Raw genomic sequence first — 17,080 nt, 5'->3', positions numbered from 1 at the left:
CCCTGAACGCCTCCATCGCGATTTGGAGCCATGCTGATCGACATCAGAGCGACTTACAAGCGGGTCGGCTCAGCTTCCTTTCGTCAGCCCGGTCAGCATCGCCGGCGTCAATACCTGGGGCAGGATGCGCGGCGCGCGGGCGGCGGGCGGATACCACAGGTACAGCGGCACCCCCGCGCGATCGTGCCGCGCGATGAAGCGGCCCAGCACCGGATCGCCATCGGTCCAGTCGCCGATCAACACCGCCACCTTGCCGCGTGAAAAGGACTTCGCCACCGCCACAGTCTCGATCGCGGCCTTTTCGTTGACCTTGCACGTCAGGCACCAGTCGGCGGTGAAATAGGCGAACACCGGCCGCCCCTCCGCCCGCAACGCCGCCAGCCTTGCTTCGGAAAACGGCTCGGCCCCCGGCAACGCCGCCGCCGCCGGTCGCGCGGCCTGCGGGCGGACCGTCGCCACCGCACCACCCGCCGCCACCAGCGCCACGACCGCCGGCACCCAGGCGCGCATCGCACCGCCCGCCTGCCGCCGTCCGGTCCACCACAGCCCCAGCGCGGCCAGCAGCACGGCGGCCAGCCCCAGCGTCATGCCGTCCACCCCCGCCTGCCGCCCCAGCACCCACGCCAGCGCCAGCGCGGTCGCGAACATCGGCACCGACAGGATGTGGCGCAATCGCACCATCCACGCCCCCGGCCTGGGCATCCGCCGCCGCAGCGCGGGCACGAAACCGATCGCCAGGAACGGCAAGGCGATGCCCAGCCCCAGTCCCGCGAACACCAGCAGCGCGGCGGCAGCGGGCAGCACCAGCGCAGCGCCCAGCGCCGCGCCCATGAACGGCCCCGTGCACGGCGTCGCGACGAACGCCGCCAGCGCACCGGTCATGAACGCGCCCGCCGCGCCGCCGCGTCCCGCGAAGCGCGGCGTCGGCAACTCGAACAGCCCGGCGAGATTCAGCGCGATCGCCATCACCAGCAGCAACAGCACGCCGACGACGCGCGGGTCCTGCAACTGGAACGCCCAGCCCGCGCTCGCCCCGCCCGCGCGCAACGCCAGCAACGTCCCGCCCAGCGCCAGACACACCAGCACCACGCCGGCGGTATAGGCCAGCGCCTCGATCCGCGCGTGTTGCTCGCTCCCGCCCGAACGCGCCAGTGCCAGCGCCTTCAGGCTCAGGATCGGAAACACGCACGGCATGACGTTCAGCAACAGTCCGCCGAGCAGCGCACCGCCGAACGCCGCCAGCGCGGTGCCCCAGTCGAACGCCGCCGCCGATGCCGCCGACGGAACCGCGCCGGCCTGCGCGACCAGCGCCAGCCCGGGGCCGCTTCCCGTCGTCAGCACGCCCGTCAGCGCCCCGTGTTCCGGCGTCGCCGCGGCTTTCGTCTCGATCACCAGTCGCTCGCCGTCGCGCGCTACCTGCTGCGCGGCGGCGTAATCGATCGCACCGCCGCGGGCGGGGTAGAACCATGCGGTCCCCAGCGGCGCGTCGCGCGGATAGGGCACCGAGAGGCGGAAACGCCCGTCCGCGACCTGCCACGTCGCCGCACTGCCCAACGGACGCGGCAGCGCCTGTCGTGCGGCATCGAACGACGCGCGCCGGCCCGCATCGATCGCACCGTCGCCCACGGTCAGTCGCATCGCCAGTTCCTGCGTCTCCGGCACGCAGATCGCCTCGGTGCACACCAGATAATCGAGCTTGACCCGCACCGGCAGCGCGCTGCCCACGGCGATCCCGCGCGGGACGGTCAGCGTGGTCAGCATCGTCCACGGCCGCTCGTACACGTGGTTCATCAACCCCGCGATCACCAGCCGGCCGGGCGCGGGATAGTCCAGCGGCGCGGCTTGCACGCCGTCCGGCAATGTCCAGGTCGCGCGCGTCGCGACGCCGGCATCGCCGGGGTTCAGCCAGTAACCGTGCCAGCCCGGCTGCGGCACCGCGCGGATCGCCACCGCCACCGCGTCGCCCGGCGCGGGCCGGTCGCTTTCGGCGGTCAGCGTCATCGCGACATGCCGCACCTGCGCGTCCGCGCTGGCACCCAGTACGGCGACGAATGTCATAAGGGTGAAAAGCGCCGCGCGCACTGCTTGCCTGACCATCTGGGCGGTAGCATAGCCGTTCCGCTTCCCCGTTGCATCAAGGTTGCCCATGAAAGCCCTGCTCGCCGCCGCCCTGCTGACGACCGTCGCCGCGATCCCCGCGTTCGCCCAGGCGCCCGTCCCCCCTGGCTCCGCTGATTCAGCCGCGGCACCCGCCGCCGGTCCACGCGCGCGGCCCAAGCTGATCGTCGCGATCTCCGTCGACCAGTTCTCGGCCGATCTGTTCGCGCAATATCGCAACCGCTTCACCGACGGGCTGGCACGATTGCAGCACGGCGTGGTGTTCCCCTCGGGATATCAAAGCCATGCCGCGACCGAGACGTGCCCGGGCCACTCGACCATCCTGACCGGCATGCGCCCCGCGCGCACCGGCATCATCGCCAACACCTGGATCGACCAGCGCGTCGGCCGCCCCGACAAGCTGGTCTATTGCGCGGAGGACGAACGCGCGCCGGGCAGCGACCATGACAAATACCAGCCGTCGGACTTCCACCTGCGCGTGGACACGCTGGGCGACATGATGAAGCGCGCGGACCCGGCGACGCGCGTCGTGGCGGTCGCGGGCAAGGATCGCGCCGCGATCATGATGGGCGGGCACCGCACCGATCAGATGTGGTTCTGGGCGACCAACCGTTTCATCACCTTGTCCTCGCGCAACACCGCCGCCGTGCCCGCCGTGGTCGCGCGCGCGAACGATGCCGTTGGCAAGCTGCTCGCCGCACCGCAGGCCGCGCTGCCGATGCCCGGCTATTGCAAGGGGCTTGCCCGCCCGATCACGGTCGGCACGCAAACGATCGGCACCGGGCGGTTCGAGCGGGCGGCGGGCGACGTGAAGTCGTTCCGCGCCTCCCCCGCGCTCGACGGCGCGGTCTTCGCGCTCGCCGCCGGGATGATCCAGGACATGAAGCTCGGGCAGGGCGGCTCCACCGATCTGATCGCGATCGGCGCGTCGGCGACCGATTACGTCGGCCACGCGCTGGGCACGCAAGGGTCGGAGATGTGCATCCAGATGGCGCAGCTCGACCAGACGATCGGCGCGTTCCTCGACCAGCTCGACGAATGGGGACTGGATTACGAGGTGGCGCTGACCGCCGATCACGGCGCGCACGACATGACCGAGCGGCAGCAGCAGCGCGCGATGCCGATGGAGGAACATGCCTCCGCCAGCAACGCCGCCAAACTGGTCGGCGCGGCGATCGGCCGCGATCTGGGGATCGCCGGCCCGGTGCTGATCGGGCCGGAAAGCGACGTCTATGTCGCCGATTCGGTCCCGAAGGCGCGGCGTGCGCAGGTGCTGGCGGAGGCCAGGCGTCGTTATCTCGCCATGCCGCAAGTCGCCGCCGCCTATACCCGCGACGAAATCGCCGCCACGCCGTTCGCGACCACCCCGCCAGAGGCATGGACGCTGCTGGAGCGCGCCCGCGCTTCCTATGACGCGGACCGATCGGGCGATTTGATGGTGCTGCTCCGCCCGCGCGTGACCACGATCGTCAACCCCGCACCGTTCTACGTCGAAACGCACGGCAGCCCGTGGGATTACGACCGTCGCGTGCCGATCCTGTTCTGGCGCAAGGGGATGGTCGGCTTCGAACAGCCATTGTCGGTCGAAACCGTCGATATCGCGCCGACGCTGGCGGCGACGATCGGGCTGCCGGTCAAGGGCCTCGACGGCCGCTGCCTCGATCTCGACCCAGGCGTGGGCGACACCTGCCCGCGATAGGCGTCGCCATCGTCGCCTGGCAACGATGCCAGGGACGAACATGGCGGCAGGGCGACATCGATCGCCGCCCTGCCGCCGCTTCGTCACATGTTCTGCAGCATCTCGATATGATGCTGGACGACCGGCACGATCTTGGCCGCCGCGGCCTTCAGCGGTTCCGCGCTACCATTCGTCGTATAGCCCTGATGCAGCGCCAGCGCCTGCTCGTGCGCGGTCCGCTGCTGCGTGACATAGGCCTGGTCGCGGGCCTCGCCGGTCGCGCTGCGCAACTGCGCCACCATCTCGTTCTGCGCGGGGGTCAGCACCGGCGGGGTCGGACGCACGCCGGATTTGGTCGCGGCCGACTTCACCATCGCGGTGCTCTTGTTGTGATCGCCGACCATCATCTGCGCGAACGAGCGGATCTTGGCGTTCTTGGTCGATTGGAGCACCAGCTGGCTCGACGTCTTCTCATAAAGGTCGCTGGCACCCGCCGCCGCGACGTAATCCGCGGGGGCCATCTGCTGCGCGGCGGCCGGGGCGGCCATCGACACGGCTAGTGCGGCGATCGGAACGAAACGCATCATCTCTTCTCTCCGTCATCGTCATTCAATAGCGGCGCTGCAACGCGCAACCGGCCCCGAATGGCGCGGGAAAGTCGCGATTTTTCCGTGTGATCCCGATCAAGTCAGCGGCCAGAAGAACAGAATCAACATCGTCCCGAACAACAGCACCAGCGCGGACAGCGGCGCGCCCAGCCGCGCGTAATCGCCGAAACGATAGCCACCCGGCCCCAGCACCAGCGTGTTGCACTGGTGCCCGATCGGCGTCAGGAAATCGCATCCCGCACCCACCGCGGTCGCCATCAGGAACGCCTCCGGCCGATACCCCAGATCGCCCGCGAACTGCGCGGCGATCGGCGCCATCACCAGCACCGTGGCGGCATTGTTCAGGAACGGCGTCACCGCCATCGCCGCCGCTAGGATCAGCATCACCGCGCCCCAGGCCGGCAACACCGTCGCGGTCTGCGCCAGCCACGTCGCGATCACGTCGGACGCCCCCGTCGTGCGCAGGGAATCGCTGACCGGGATCAGCGCGCCGAGCATGACGAGGATCGGCCATTCGATATGGTTGTACGCCTCGCGCACCGGCAACAGCCCGGTCGCCACGACGATCCCCGCCGCTGCGAAGAACGCGACGCCCACCGGCACCCAGCCCATCGCGGTGGCGAACATCGCCGCGCCCAGCACCGCGACCGGCAACCACCCGCGCCCGCGCGTCCCCAGCCGCAGTTCGCGCTCGGCCAGCGGCAGGCAACCCAGCGCACGCAATTTCTCCGGCAGTGCGTCGAGCGTGCCCTGCAACACCACGACGTCGCCGACGCGCAGCGCGATCGCGCCCAGCCGCCGCGACAAGCGCACGTCGCGGCGCGAGATCGCGATCAGGTTCACGCCGTGGCGCGCCTGCAGGTCCAGCCGCCCGGCGGTCTGCCCCTCCAGCGGCGAGCCGACGTTGACCACCGCCTCGATCACGCCGATCTCGCTTTCGCCGCGATCGGTACGCCGCTCGCGCTCCTCGCTCTCCAGCGTCAGCCGGTCGCCCGCGATCGCGCGCTCCAGCGCGTCCGGCGCACCGCCAAGGATCAGCGTGTCGCCGGCCCGCAACGCGGTGTCGGGTGACGGATGGCTGCGCATCCCGGCGCGCACCATCCGCGCGATCGTCACCTCGTGTTCGTGACGGTCCAGAAACGCCGCCACCGTTTCGTCCACCGCCGGGGACCCCTCGGGGATCACCACCTCGGTGACATATCCGGTAATGTCCAGCGCCTCGGCCATCCCCGGCGCGGCGCGGCGATCCGCCGGGATCAGGCGATAGGCGATGCTCAGATACAGCAACCCGATGACCAACAGGCCCAGCCCGACCGGCGTATAGTCGAACATGCCGAACGGCTCGCCCATCATCTGCTCGCGCGAACGGCTGACGATGATGTTGGGCGAGGTGCCGACCAGCGTCATCAACCCGCCCAGCAGCGACGCGAACGACATCGGCATCAGATAGACCGACGGCGAGGTGTCGTTCTTCTTGGCCATCTGGATCGCGGCGGGCATCAGCATCGCGAGCGCGCCGATGTTCTTGACCAGCGCGCTTGCCACGCCGACCGATCCGGTCAGCACCAGCAACTGCCCGCGCACCCGCCGCACGCGCCGCGCCACCCGCCGCAGCACGCGCTCGACCACTCCCGATCGCTGCACCGCCGCCGACAGCACCAACGCCGAGCCGACGATGATGACGATATCGTCGGAAAAGCCGCGAAAGGCCTCGTCGGGGCGAACGATGCCCAGCGCCAGGCTGGCGAGCAGCGCGATGATCGCCACCACGTCGTAGCGGAAGCGCCCCCAGATAAAGAGCGCCATCATCCCGATCAGGGTCGCGATCGAGAGGAATTGCGGTGTGGTCATCGTCGTGCGCTCAACCGTGCGGCGGTGCCCCGGTTCCGGCGGCAAGCATCATTGCGGTGGCGGGCGGCGATCCCGGCGCAGGCACGGGTATCGCAACCCTCAGTAATCGCGCGACACCCGTACGTTACCGCTCTGCCGACCCAATGTGGAGATCGACGATAGCAACGACAGCCACCGCGTCACCTGGAACTCCACCCGTGTCGCGGAATAGCCCGCGCCATCGGTGATGATCTCGGCATAGATCCGCCGCGTCACATACTTGCCCGCCGCGATCGACGTGCCCTGCCCGGTCTGCGGATCGGCGGGCAGGATGCGCAACCGGTCCAGCCCCGCCGCGCGGCGCACCGCGTTGATCGGGTTCAGCCCGCCGTTGCCGCCCTGCAATGCCGCCACCGCGGCGGCCAGCTGCAATGCTTCCGGCGCGGACAGGTTGGTGATCGACGTGCCGAACAGCAATCGCGACAGCAATTCGTCCTGCGGCAACGCGGGCGTGCTGGAAAAGCTGATCTCCGGCTTCTGCGCCACGCCGGTCACGCGGATGGTGGCGTTCAGCCCGGTGGTATTGGCAGCGGCCTCGATATCCAGCGCCGGGTTGGCCGGCACCTCGCCCGCGAAGCGGATGATCCCGCGCGACAGCTCGAACTCGCGCCCGGCGAATTCGTAATCGCCGCGCACCAGATCGGCGCGGCCGGTGATCGCCGGATTGGTCGGCGTGCCCGCCAGTTGCACGTCGGTGGTCCATTCGCTGGCCAGCCCCAGCCCCGACACCATCAACCCGTTGCGCGCGCGGGCATGCACGTCCAGCCGCCACGGCGCGGCGGCATCGTCGTCCGCCACCTCGCCGCCCGGCACGTTGATCTCGCGCACGTTGATCTGCGGCAGTGCGCTGGCGACCGTCGCCTGCCCCAGCCGATACCGGCTGCTGTCCAGCCGCACGTCGCCCGAAATCACCCCGCCGACCCCGTCGGAACGGAAGGCGATCGGCCCGGTCACCGTCGCGCCGATGTCCGCGCGGTCGATCAGCACCGCATGATCGGCGTCGATGCGCAGGTCCAGCGCGACGCCGTTCGCCGCGCCGAAATCGAACGTGCCGGTGCCGCTCACGCGCCCGCCGCGCCCGGCGTCGCCGGTGAAGCGCTCGACCCGCAGCCGCGATCCGTCGAACCGCCCCGCGGTCTGGATGTTGGTGACGACGGTGCCGGTCGTGGCGCTCTGGATGCGTGCATTGGCGGCGCGCACCAGCCCGCGGATCTGCGGGCTGGCGACCGTGCCGGTCACGTCGGCGGAGATGGCGACCGGCCCCGACAAATCGAACAGCTCGATCCGCGTCAGCCGCCACAGCGTATCGGCCGGCCCCGAATAACGCAGCTGCGCGAACACGCCCGCGCGGGTCAGTCGCTGGACCAGATCGCCCGATCCCAGCGGCTTCAGCAATGCCTGCGCGCGCCCCACCGTGCGCCCGCCCGACGCCATCACCACGCGCACGCCCAGCCGGTCGCTGCCCAGCACCCCCGCCACCCCGATGTCGATCGGTGCCGACGAACTCAGCAGCCCCGATCGCGTCAGCCCGCGGATCGTCAGGTTGGTGCGCCCGGTCGGTGCCGCGCCGTCACGCGCGTCCAGCGCCAGCGTGCCCGTCGCCGTGCCGCCCAGCCCCAGCCCGGCATAACCGATGTCGAGCACCCCCAGCGGCAATTTCTCCAGCGTCGCACGCACCGCCGTCTCTCCGCCGCCGACCCGACCCGACAGTTCCGCGCTGCCGCCCGCAAAGGTCAACCGCGTCGGTGCCAGCACCCAGCGATCTCCGTCCCGCCGCAGCACCGCGGGCGTTTCCAGCCGCACCGGTTGCCGCCCGATCGTGCCGTTCGCCCGCACCGTATAGCCGTCGGCGGTGATCTGCGTCACCGTCTCCACACGGAAGCCGACCCCGCGCGATCCCGCGATCGACGCGCGCACCTCGCCCGTCTCCCCCGTCAGCGACGCTTGCCCCGCAAAGCGCGACACCGACAGCGCGCCGCGCCGCAGCCCCGCGCCGCTGGTGGTCGCGGTCACGCGCGCGCCCTCCGGCTCCAGCAGCACGTTGAAGTCGACGCGCCCCTGCCGCACCGTCGCGCCGCCGCCGATCCGGGCGTTGCGCGCGTCGATGCGCCCGCTGATCCGCTGCACCTGCCCGACCGGTGCGAAGTCCAGCGCACCGCCCAGCCCGCCGCCCGCCACCGTCATCCGCCCGCTGAACCCGCCATCGACGATGTCGAGCGTCCCGGTCGCGCGCGCCCCGCTGACATCCAGCCGCGCGATGGCGATCTGCGCCTGCCCGCCCGGCGGCAGCAGGATCGCGCCCGCGCCCTGGAACGGCCCCAGCCGCGATCCGCCGGCCGCGGTGAACGCGAAGCCCTGCGGCGTGGGGTCCAGATGCGCACGCACGTTCGTCAGCCCCATCGCCGCATTGGGCCGCGCGAACAACAGGTCGATGGTCGGCTTCTCGATCCGCCCGTCCAGCTTCAACCGCACCGGGCCATAGCTCGCCTGCGTACCCGTTCCCTCGAACGCGAAGGTTCCGTCGCGACGGCGATAGCCGCTGCCCGTCAGCCGCAACGACGGCGCGGTCAGCACCAGTTGCGTGAAGTGCAGCACCCCGTCCGGAGTCCGCTCCAGCTGCGTCTCGATCCGCGGCAACCCGCCCGCCAGGCTGCGGAAGAACCCGTTGTCCAGCCGCAGCATCCGCGCCGTTCCGCGTCCGATCACGCGTGTGCCCCGGCCGTTGGCACCCGGCACGACCCGCAATTGCGACTGCACGTCGACCACGCCCAGCCCGGGGATCAGGTAACGGCCCAACGCCCCGGACAAGGCGACGTCGTAGCGCCCGGTATGAAGGTCGAGCGTCAGCCCGACGTTGCCCGACAATTTATCGGAGCTCAGCCGCAATCCGTCGCCGGTCACCGTATCGGCGGTGACGCGCAGCGCGCCGCTCAGCGACAGGTTGCGCAGGATGCCCCCGGCCACGTCGCCGACCCCGGTGACGCGCGCGGCGGTGAATGCCACCGGCAACGCGATCGGGCGCGGCCCCCAGCGCCCGCGCCCGGCGGCGCGCGCCTGCTCGAACCCGGTCTGGTCGAAGGCGAAGCGATCGGCGGTAAGGCGATAATCGAACGCAAAGGTCCGGAAATTGCCGTCGAGGATCGCGCGCAGCCGCAGGTCGCGCGCGGTCATGTTGCGGAACAGCGCCTCGGGCCGCAGCAATCGCGCGCTCACCCGCACGTTGCGCAGCGCGCTCTCGGCCAGATCGACCATCCCCTCCGCCTGCACCGCCAGGGCGCGCGACCGCAGCGTCAGGTTGCCGTCCAGCCGACGGTTCGCGAACGTCCCCGCGCCGTTCACGACGACGCGCGGCGTGGTCAGCGCCGGCAGCTTGCCCTTGGTGATACTGGCTGGCGCGACCGCACCGGTCAGCGTGTAGCGTCCCGCGTCGTTGCCCAGCGTCAGGTCCACGATCCGGGCGCCCCCCGCCTGTCCCACTGCGCGCCCGCGCCACCGCCGCCAGTCACCCGCGCCGTCGACGTCCACCGCGATCGCGCGGCGCAATCCGGTCAGCCCAGCCACCACCCCCGCCGCGGTGGCGCGAACCCGCGCATCGATATCGAACTTGCCCGCATCCGGGCGCGAATCGAGCCGCAGCGCCACCCGATCGCTGCCCGCCACCACCGCATCCAGCGCGACCGCCGCATGACCGTCGCGAATGTCGGCGCGTGCCAGCACGCGACCTTCGCGCACCCGACCGGTCACCGCCGGGGCGACGACCAGCCGCGTGATCGCCAGCCGGCCGATCGCGATATCGAACGGCGGCAGCAGCGGCCCCGACCGCCCGGTGTCGCGCGGCTCGGGCAGCTTCGCCAGCGTCGCGACGGGTATGTCCAGCGCCGCTATGTCCAGCCGGTTGTGCACCCACGCCAGCGGGGACCAGTCCAGCCGCGCGCGCGGCACCGACAGCACCAGCCCATTGGGATCGTGCAGGCGGAAGTCGATCAGCTCGGCCTTGCCATACAACGATCCGTCGATCCGCCCCAACCGGAAGCGCAGGCCGTTGTCGGGCTTCATCGCGTTGATGCGATCCGCGACGATGCGGTGCCCGATGTCGGTATCCAGCACCACGACGACCAGCGCCAGCAACGCCACCAGCGCCGCGACCAACCCGCCGACGATGCGCAGTGCCCGCATCAGAACGCCTGCCCCAGCGAAACGTAGACCGCGATCCGCGAGTCGCCGGGCTGCGGGTTGATCGGCGTGCCCAGGTCGACGCGAATCGGGCCGAAGTTGCTGTAATATCGCACGCCGATGCCGGCACCGTAGCGAAGGCGGCTGAAACTCGGCAGTTCACCGGTGGAAATGTTGCCACCGTCCAGGAACGGCACCACGCCGAAATTGCCGAACGCCTTCACCCGCGCCTCGATCGCGAACTCGGCCAGGCTGCGCCCGCCGATCGGATCGTTGTTGACGTCGCGCGGCCCGATCGACTGAAAGCTGTAGCCGCGCACCGACGCGCCGCCGCCGGCGTAGAAACGGCGCGATGGCGCGATCTCGTCGCGCGGCGCGCCCAGGATCGTGCCCATCCGCACCCGCCCGGCCAACACCACCGACGGGGTGACCGGCTGGTACTTGCTGGCGTCGATCTGGACGCGGGTGTAACCGAACACGCGGTCCTGCAATGACAATTCGGGGCTGACCCGGCCGGACAGGCGAAAACCGCGGGTGGGGTTCAGCAGGTCGTCGGACCCGTCGTAACCTAGGCTGGTCGGCAGCGCACCGATCAGGAAGGTGCGCCGCCGCGCCTCGCCGGTCGATGCGATCACATCGCGTTCGTCGGTCGCGACCAGCTCGCCACCCAGCGACCATGTCCACGTCTTCTGGAAGAAGATGTTGGTCTGTCGCTCCAGCGCCGCCGACAGCGACAGCGTCTGCGCCTGATAGGCGTCGCGACGCAGGTTCGCGGCGGATACCTGCGCGGTCAGCACGCGGTCGCGCGCGTGGAAATTGTTGCGGCGGAACGTCACCTGCCCCAGCTGCTCGCGCGTGCCGACCACGCCGCGCAACGTCACCGCTCCCTCCGGCGGCAACAGGTTGCGGTGCGTCCAGCTGACCTCGGACCGCGCGCCCTCGCCGGTGCCGTAACCCAGTTCGACCGCGACGGTGCGCGGTGGCGCCGGCTCCAGTCGCACCGCGATGTCGACCGCATCGGGGTCGGCCGCGGGCACTGCCCGCACCTCGGCGGTGGAGACCAGCCCGGTCTGCACCAGCGCGCGGCGCAGATCGTCGACCTCCGACGTCTCATACGGATCGCCCGGGGCGAAGCGCGCGATGTCCTGTACATGGGCGGCGTCGAACACCCGGTTGTCGGCGTTGACCGTGATTCGCCCGAACCGCCGCGCATTGCCGGGGGCCACGTCCAGCGCCAGTGTCGCGGTCTGCGTCGCGCGGTCGACCACCACCTCAGGCTCGCCGATCCTGGCGAAGGGAAAACCTTCCTCGCCGACGCGGGTGCGCAAATTGGCCTCCGCCGCGGCGATCGCATCGGCGTCGACCGGGTCGGCGTCCTTCACCCCGAATGCGTCGCGCAACAGCGGTGCCTTGGTCCCCGCCGCCTCGACCCCGGCCAGCGTCACGCCGGCGAAACGGTATAGCGCCCCCGGCGTCGCGGCGAGCACCACCACCGGGCGGCCACGCTCGCGCTCCACCCGCGTCATCACCGCGGCATCGTAATAACCGTCGCCTTTCAGCAACGTGACGAGCAGTTCGGAATCCTGCCGCGCGCGCTGGTCCAGCTGCGCGGCATTGGCTTCCCTGCCCTCGGCGGCGGCCAGCACCGACAAGGCCCTGAACCGTTGCTGCAACAACGGACCGCCGATTTCCTCGACCCCGTCGATCCGCCAGCCATAGCGGAAGTTCGCCGCCACCGCCGCACCGGCAGGGGTTCCACTGGCCGGTACGACGGACAGGTCGGGCCAGTCCACGCCGATATCGGGCAGCGGGGCCAGCACGTCGTTGGGGTCGACCTCGGCCATCGGCGCGGGGGGCACGACGACCGGCGGCGTGGGCGCCTGCTGCGCGAACGCCGGGACCGTCACGACCCCCTTGATGATGATCGCGCCGCACATGACGCGGAGGAGCGCGCCGTGCCGCCCCACGTCCGGCCACATGCGCGGGGGTCTAGCGGCTTGGTCGACCAAGAAGAAGTGCGAAAGCACGGCCTTGCCCCACCCCCTCGTCGCACGTCCGGCCCGCCCGGTCGTGCGGTCAGGTCATCTCGACCACGGACGGGGAACACCCTTGCTGGCATATCGCGGCGCGGCGTGGCATGCCGCGCGGCATGGCACCCTCTCCGCGCAACCCGTCCGCCGGCGGCTTCCCCATCGCGATCGGCGCATTGGGCGGCACCGCGATCGGCCTGTACACCGGCCAGCCGACGATCGGCTTCCTTGCCGGCCTTGCCGCCGGGGTCGTGCTGGCGCTGCTGATCTGGTGGCGCGATCGCTAGAGCCGGTCGACATTCAGCCGTCGCCCGCAGGCGCCGTGGATGAAGCGTACCTGCACGATCGCGCGCGCGGATCGCCCGAACGGATGGGTAATGTCGTTGATGCGCGATCCGGCACCCCTGAACCGGTGAATGTCGATCCAGTCCAGGGCGTCACCACGGCCACCGATCGCCGCACGGCGATCGGCTGACCCGGCTTCACTGCACCGGCGCGACCCAGCCGACCGGCAGCGGCGCAGGCGGCGTGCCGATCTTGCGCGCCACCCGGTCCAGCTTCGCATCGTAACGCACGCGCTGCATCACCGTCAGGTGCGCCTGCTCCTTAACCTTGCGCGGCACCGTCCGCTCCACCTGGCGCAACGCGAACCGCATGTCGTTCGCGCGAACCCGGCCGATCGCCTCGCGCTCGCGCTGTTGGTCGGTGGTCGTGCGCAGCGTCGCGACGCGGCGCGCGAACCGCTCCTGCTGCCGGCGATCGATCCGCCAATGGCCCTTGTACGGTGCCGCCTCCAGCCCGCTGCCCCGCAGCGAACGGTAGAGCGCGCGCGCCGCGGTCATCCGCCCGCGCACGCGCCGCGCCTGCCCGTCGCTCAGCAACGCGGGGTCGACTTCCATGAAACAGCCGGTGCTGCGCGCCAGCGCCTGCACCCGCTCGTCCAGCCGCTGCTTCGGCAGGTCGACGCGCACCTTGCCGTGCGCGCATTCCGCCATCGCCGGGGCCGCGCACAACAGCAACGCCCCGCTGCCAAGCAGCGCCAGCGGACGAACGATCGACGACAACATGGCACTTCCCCCGGAACGACGGAACATGGGTTAGCGCGGCCGCGTCACGCGGGCAACGCCTCGCCCGCGCGCCGCACGCCTTCCATCGCCACCCCGAAGACGAGGTGCGACGCGAGGCCATAGGCGTTGCCGGGCACTTCCGCCTCCGGCCACGGCCCCCATCCCGCGGCGGGAACCACCACGTCGTCGAGCAGCAGCATCGTCGTCAGCCCGGCGGGCACGCCCCAGCCCTTCGCCAGTTCGGGCCACTGCCGCACCGCCAGCGCATAGCCGCCGCCGATCGCCGCCCCCACCCCGTAATGCACCACCGATCCGGCCAGCGCGCGATGCTTCTGAGTCACCGGCCGCCCCTCCACCGCTTCGCTGATCGTGTCGGCGGCCTTGACGGTGGCGGGGTCTTCGTCGCCGCCGTCCATCCCGAACGCAGGCGCGGCCACGTCCTGGAAGCGGTCCATCACGAACGAGGCGGCAAGCCCCGCGCCGACGCCGATCAGCGCGGTGGTGAGAAGCGAACGCATGGCAATCTCCTGAAGGTCGCCACGGTCAACGCACGGCGCGCCGACACGACGCATTCCGCCTCACCGTCGCCGGAACGACCCGCGCGCCAGCCACACGCCCAGCCCCAGCAACGCCAGCGGCGCCAGCCACAGCGGCAACGTCGCCCCACGCAACGGTGGAGCGTAGCTGACGTAATCGCCATAGCGCGCGATCAACCACGCGCGCACCGTCTCGGGCGCCTCGCCCGTGGCGATCCGTTGCCGCACCAGCGCGCGCATCTCGCCCGCCATGTCGGCGTCCGAATCGGCGATCGACTGTCCCTGGCACACGATGCAGCGCAGCGTTTCCATCAACGCACGCGCCTGCCGCTCCTGCGCGGGATCGCGCAATTGCGTATAGGCCAGCGGCGGCAGCGCGGTTTGCGCCACGCCCGGCGCCGCCCCCGTCACGCCCGCCGCGGCCACTGCCAGCAGCACCGCCGCCGCCCGCGCCGTCATTTCGCCGCCGCCAGCGCCTGCAGCAATCGCGGCACGTCGTCCGGCCGGATGTCGCCGACATGCTGCGCGCGGATCACGCCCTTGCCGTCGATCACGAACGTCTCCGGCACGCCCGACGATCCCAGCGCCAGCTGCACCCGGCTGTGCGCATCCGATCCGATCCGCGCATAAGGATCGCCGTTGCGCGCCAGGAACCCGGCGATGTCGCCCGGCGTGTCCTTGATCGCGATCGCGTCGATCGGCACCCCCGCCGCCTTCAGCGTCATCAGCTGCGGCGCCTCCGCGATGCACGGCACGCACCAGCTGGCGAAGACGTTCAGCAAGCGCGGCGTGCCCTGCCGGAAATCGGCGCTCGCCAGCCCCGGCTTGCCCGGCGCGATCCCTGGCAGCGTGAACTCGGGCAACGCGCGCCCGACCAGCGCGGAGCGGACCGTGCGATCGGCGGGCTGCCACAGCCCCCAGGCGATCACCGCCACCACCACGCCGAACGCACACAGCGGCAGCCACACCAGCCAGCGCTTCACGCGTACAGCTCCGCGCGCTGCTTCGTTCGCCACAGCCGCCATTGATGCCCGACCAGCGACAGCGCCCCGCCCACCGCGATCAACATGCCCCCGAACCAGATCAGCGTCACGAACGGCTTCCACCACAGCCGCAACTGCCAGCGCCCGTCGTCGCCCAGCGCGCCGAGCACGGTATACAGCTGCCCGTTCCACATCGTCGCGATCGCGCTTTCGTTGGTGGTGGTCACCGGCGTCGTGAAATACCGTACCTGCGGGCGCAGCACGAAGCGCGCGCCATCGTCGTCGGTCACGCGCAACCGGCCCTCCAGCGCGGTCCAATTGTCGCTGACCAGCGGGCGCACCCCCTCCAGCCGCACGGTATAGCCCGCGATCCGCGCCGGATCGCCGACGCCGACCGCCAGCAACGTCTCCTGCGTATAGGCGGTGCTGATCGCCATGCCGGCCAGCGCCACGGCGATGCCCAGGTGCGCGATCACCATGCCCCACAGCTGCAGCGGCGCGCGGCGCAGGTTGCGCCGGGCAAGCGGTGCGACGCTGGCCACCGCCAGCCCCGCCGCCAGCGCGACGCCCGCCAGCGGCAGCACGCCGATCGGCCCGCCCAGCAGGAACACGCCCACCCCGGCGAACAGCGCCGCCGCGATTGCCGGGAACAGCCGCTGGATCACTGCCTCCGCCTCGTCGCGCCGCCAGCGCAGCAGCGGTCCGACCGCCATCACCGCGACCAGCAGCAGCGCGATCGGCCCCGCCGTCGATTCGAAGAACGGCGGCCCGACCGACAATTGCACGTCGAACGCGCCGGCCACGATCGGATAGAAGGTGCCGATCAACACGATGCCCAGGATCACGGTCAGCAACAGGTTGTTGGCGACCAGCGACCCCTCGCGGCTGAACGGCTCGAACAACTTGCCCTGCCTGACCGTGCCGACCCGCGCGCCGAACAGCACCAATGCCCCGCCGATATACAGCAGCAGCAGGACGAGGATGAAGCTGCCGCGCCGCGGATCGACCGCAAAGGCGTGGACGCTGGTCAGGATGCCGGACCGGACCAGGAACGTGCCGATCATGCTCATCGAAAACGCCACCACCGCCAGCATCACGGTCCACGCCCGCAACCCGTCGCGCGTCGCCAGCACGGTCACCGAGTGCAGCAGCGCGGTCGCCGCCAGCCATGGCATCAGGCTGGCATTCTCCACCGGGTCCCAGAACCACCAGCCGCCCCAGCCCAGTTCGTAATAGGCCCAGTAACTGCCCGCGGTGATGCCCAGCGTCAGGAACACCCACGCGCCCAGCACCCACGGCCGCATCGCGCGCGCGAATGCCGGCCCGACATCGCGTGTCACCAACGCGCCGACCGCGAACGAGAATGCCACCGACAGCCCGACATAGCCGGCGTAGAGCGTCGGCGGATGGAAGGCGAGGCCGGGGTCCTGCAACAACGGGTTCAGCCCCGCCCCGTCCGACGGCGATGGCTGCAACCGCGCGAACGGGTTGGAGGCGAACAGAAGGAACGCGTAGAACCCCAGCGCGATCGCCGCCTGCGCCGCCAGCGTCGCCACCAGCGTGCGTGCGTCCAGCCGCCGCTCGAACCGCGCCACCGCCGCGCCGGCCACGCCCAGGATCGTCACCCACAGCAGCATCGAGCCTTCGTGGTTCCCCCACGCGCCCGCGAACTTGTACAGCCACGGCTTCGCCGAATGGCTGTTCGCCGCGACCAGCGCGACGGACAGGTCGGTGCCAAGGAACGCCGCGATCAACGCCGCCATCGCCACCGCCACCAACGCGCCTTGCACGATCGCGACCGCCCGGATCGCCGTCATCGCGCCAGGCTGCCCCGGTGCAGCACGCGACGGCGCGTCAACCGCTCCGACCGCAGGTTCACGCCGCAGCGCAAGCACGCCCAGCAAGACCTGCAACGCGGCCAGCGCCGCGGCAAGCCACAGGGCGGCCAGCCCGGTTTCGGCGGTCATGCGGAAAAACGCCCTTGATTCACGCCGATC

At 71.0% G+C, this 17,080-nt stretch carries 12 protein-coding genes; 2 read left to right on the top strand and 10 right to left on the bottom strand.

All coding sequences use genetic code 11. From position 1 onward, the window contains the following. Positions 1–69: 69 nt before the first annotated feature. Positions 70–2,058, bottom strand: a complete 1,989-nt coding sequence (locus ASE95_RS12725) for a protein-disulfide reductase DsbD family protein (protein ID WP_235528313.1) — start codon at positions 2,056–2,058, stop codon at positions 70–72. A gap of 88 nt (positions 2,059–2,146) precedes the next feature. Between ASE95_RS12725 and ASE95_RS12720 the strand changes: the two genes are divergently transcribed. Further along, a complete protein-coding gene (locus ASE95_RS12720; RefSeq protein WP_056636711.1) occupies positions 2,147–3,817 on the top strand; it encodes an alkaline phosphatase family protein in 1,671 nt (556 codons plus the stop codon). A gap of 83 nt (positions 3,818–3,900) precedes the next feature. Here the strand turns inward: ASE95_RS12720 and ASE95_RS12715 are convergent, their stop codons facing one another. The 4 genes from ASE95_RS12715 to ASE95_RS12700 form a co-directional block, all read right to left on the bottom strand. Continuing rightward, positions 3,901–4,383, bottom strand: a complete 483-nt coding sequence (locus tag ASE95_RS12715; protein WP_056636709.1) for a DUF4142 domain-containing protein — start codon at positions 4,381–4,383, stop codon at positions 3,901–3,903. 96 nt (positions 4,384–4,479) lie between these two features. Further along, complete coding sequence (locus tag ASE95_RS12710; protein ID WP_056636940.1) at positions 4,480–6,255, bottom strand: SLC13 family permease; 1,776 nt, start codon at positions 6,253–6,255, stop codon at positions 4,480–4,482. 99 nt (positions 6,256–6,354) lie between these two features. Continuing rightward, positions 6,355–10,470, bottom strand: a complete 4,116-nt coding sequence (locus ASE95_RS12705) for a translocation/assembly module TamB domain-containing protein (RefSeq protein WP_200918819.1) — start codon at positions 10,468–10,470, stop codon at positions 6,355–6,357. Then, a complete protein-coding gene (locus ASE95_RS12700) occupies positions 10,470–12,404 on the bottom strand; it encodes an autotransporter assembly complex protein TamA (protein ID WP_056636934.1) in 1,935 nt (644 codons plus the stop codon). Before ASE95_RS12700 ends, ASE95_RS12705 begins: the two co-directional genes overlap by 1 nt. A 212-nt stretch (positions 12,405–12,616) precedes the next feature. On the opposite strand from ASE95_RS12700, the gene ASE95_RS18060 reads away from it, so the two are divergent. Then, positions 12,617–12,784, top strand: a complete 168-nt coding sequence (locus ASE95_RS18060; RefSeq protein WP_200918818.1) for a hypothetical protein — start codon at positions 12,617–12,619, stop codon at positions 12,782–12,784. Positions 12,785–12,979: 195 nt separating this feature from the next. On the opposite strand, the gene ASE95_RS12690 is transcribed toward ASE95_RS18060, so the two are convergent. The 5 genes from ASE95_RS12690 to ASE95_RS12670 are packed head-to-tail and all read right to left on the bottom strand — an operon-like array spanning position 12,980 to position 17,050. Beyond that, positions 12,980–13,564 (bottom strand): STN domain-containing protein, encoded by a 585-nt coding sequence (locus ASE95_RS12690; RefSeq protein WP_056636705.1) that lies wholly within the window; start codon positions 13,562–13,564, stop codon positions 12,980–12,982. Between the two features lie 44 nt (positions 13,565–13,608). Beyond that, positions 13,609–14,082 (bottom strand): hypothetical protein, encoded by a 474-nt coding sequence (locus tag ASE95_RS12685; RefSeq protein ID WP_056636703.1) that lies wholly within the window; start codon positions 14,080–14,082, stop codon positions 13,609–13,611. Positions 14,083–14,142: 60 nt separating this feature from the next. Next, complete coding sequence (locus ASE95_RS12680; RefSeq protein ID WP_056636701.1) at positions 14,143–14,559, bottom strand: cytochrome c-type biogenesis protein; 417 nt, start codon at positions 14,557–14,559, stop codon at positions 14,143–14,145. Beyond that, positions 14,556–15,083, bottom strand: a complete 528-nt coding sequence (locus ASE95_RS12675) for a DsbE family thiol:disulfide interchange protein (protein WP_056636931.1) — start codon at positions 15,081–15,083, stop codon at positions 14,556–14,558. The genes ASE95_RS12680 and ASE95_RS12675 overlap by 4 nt, the downstream gene beginning before the upstream one ends. Next, complete coding sequence (locus ASE95_RS12670; RefSeq protein ID WP_056636699.1) at positions 15,080–17,050, bottom strand: heme lyase CcmF/NrfE family subunit; 1,971 nt, start codon at positions 17,048–17,050, stop codon at positions 15,080–15,082. Before ASE95_RS12670 ends, ASE95_RS12675 begins: the two co-directional genes overlap by 4 nt. Positions 17,051–17,080: the final 30 nt, after the last annotated feature.

Source organism: Sphingomonas sp. Leaf231 (assembly GCF_001421995.1).
Classification (GTDB): Bacteria; Pseudomonadota; Alphaproteobacteria; order Sphingomonadales; family Sphingomonadaceae; genus Sphingomonas.
The sequence above is the reverse complement of the archived record's forward strand: the minus strand, read 5'-3'. Positions and strand labels throughout refer to the sequence as shown.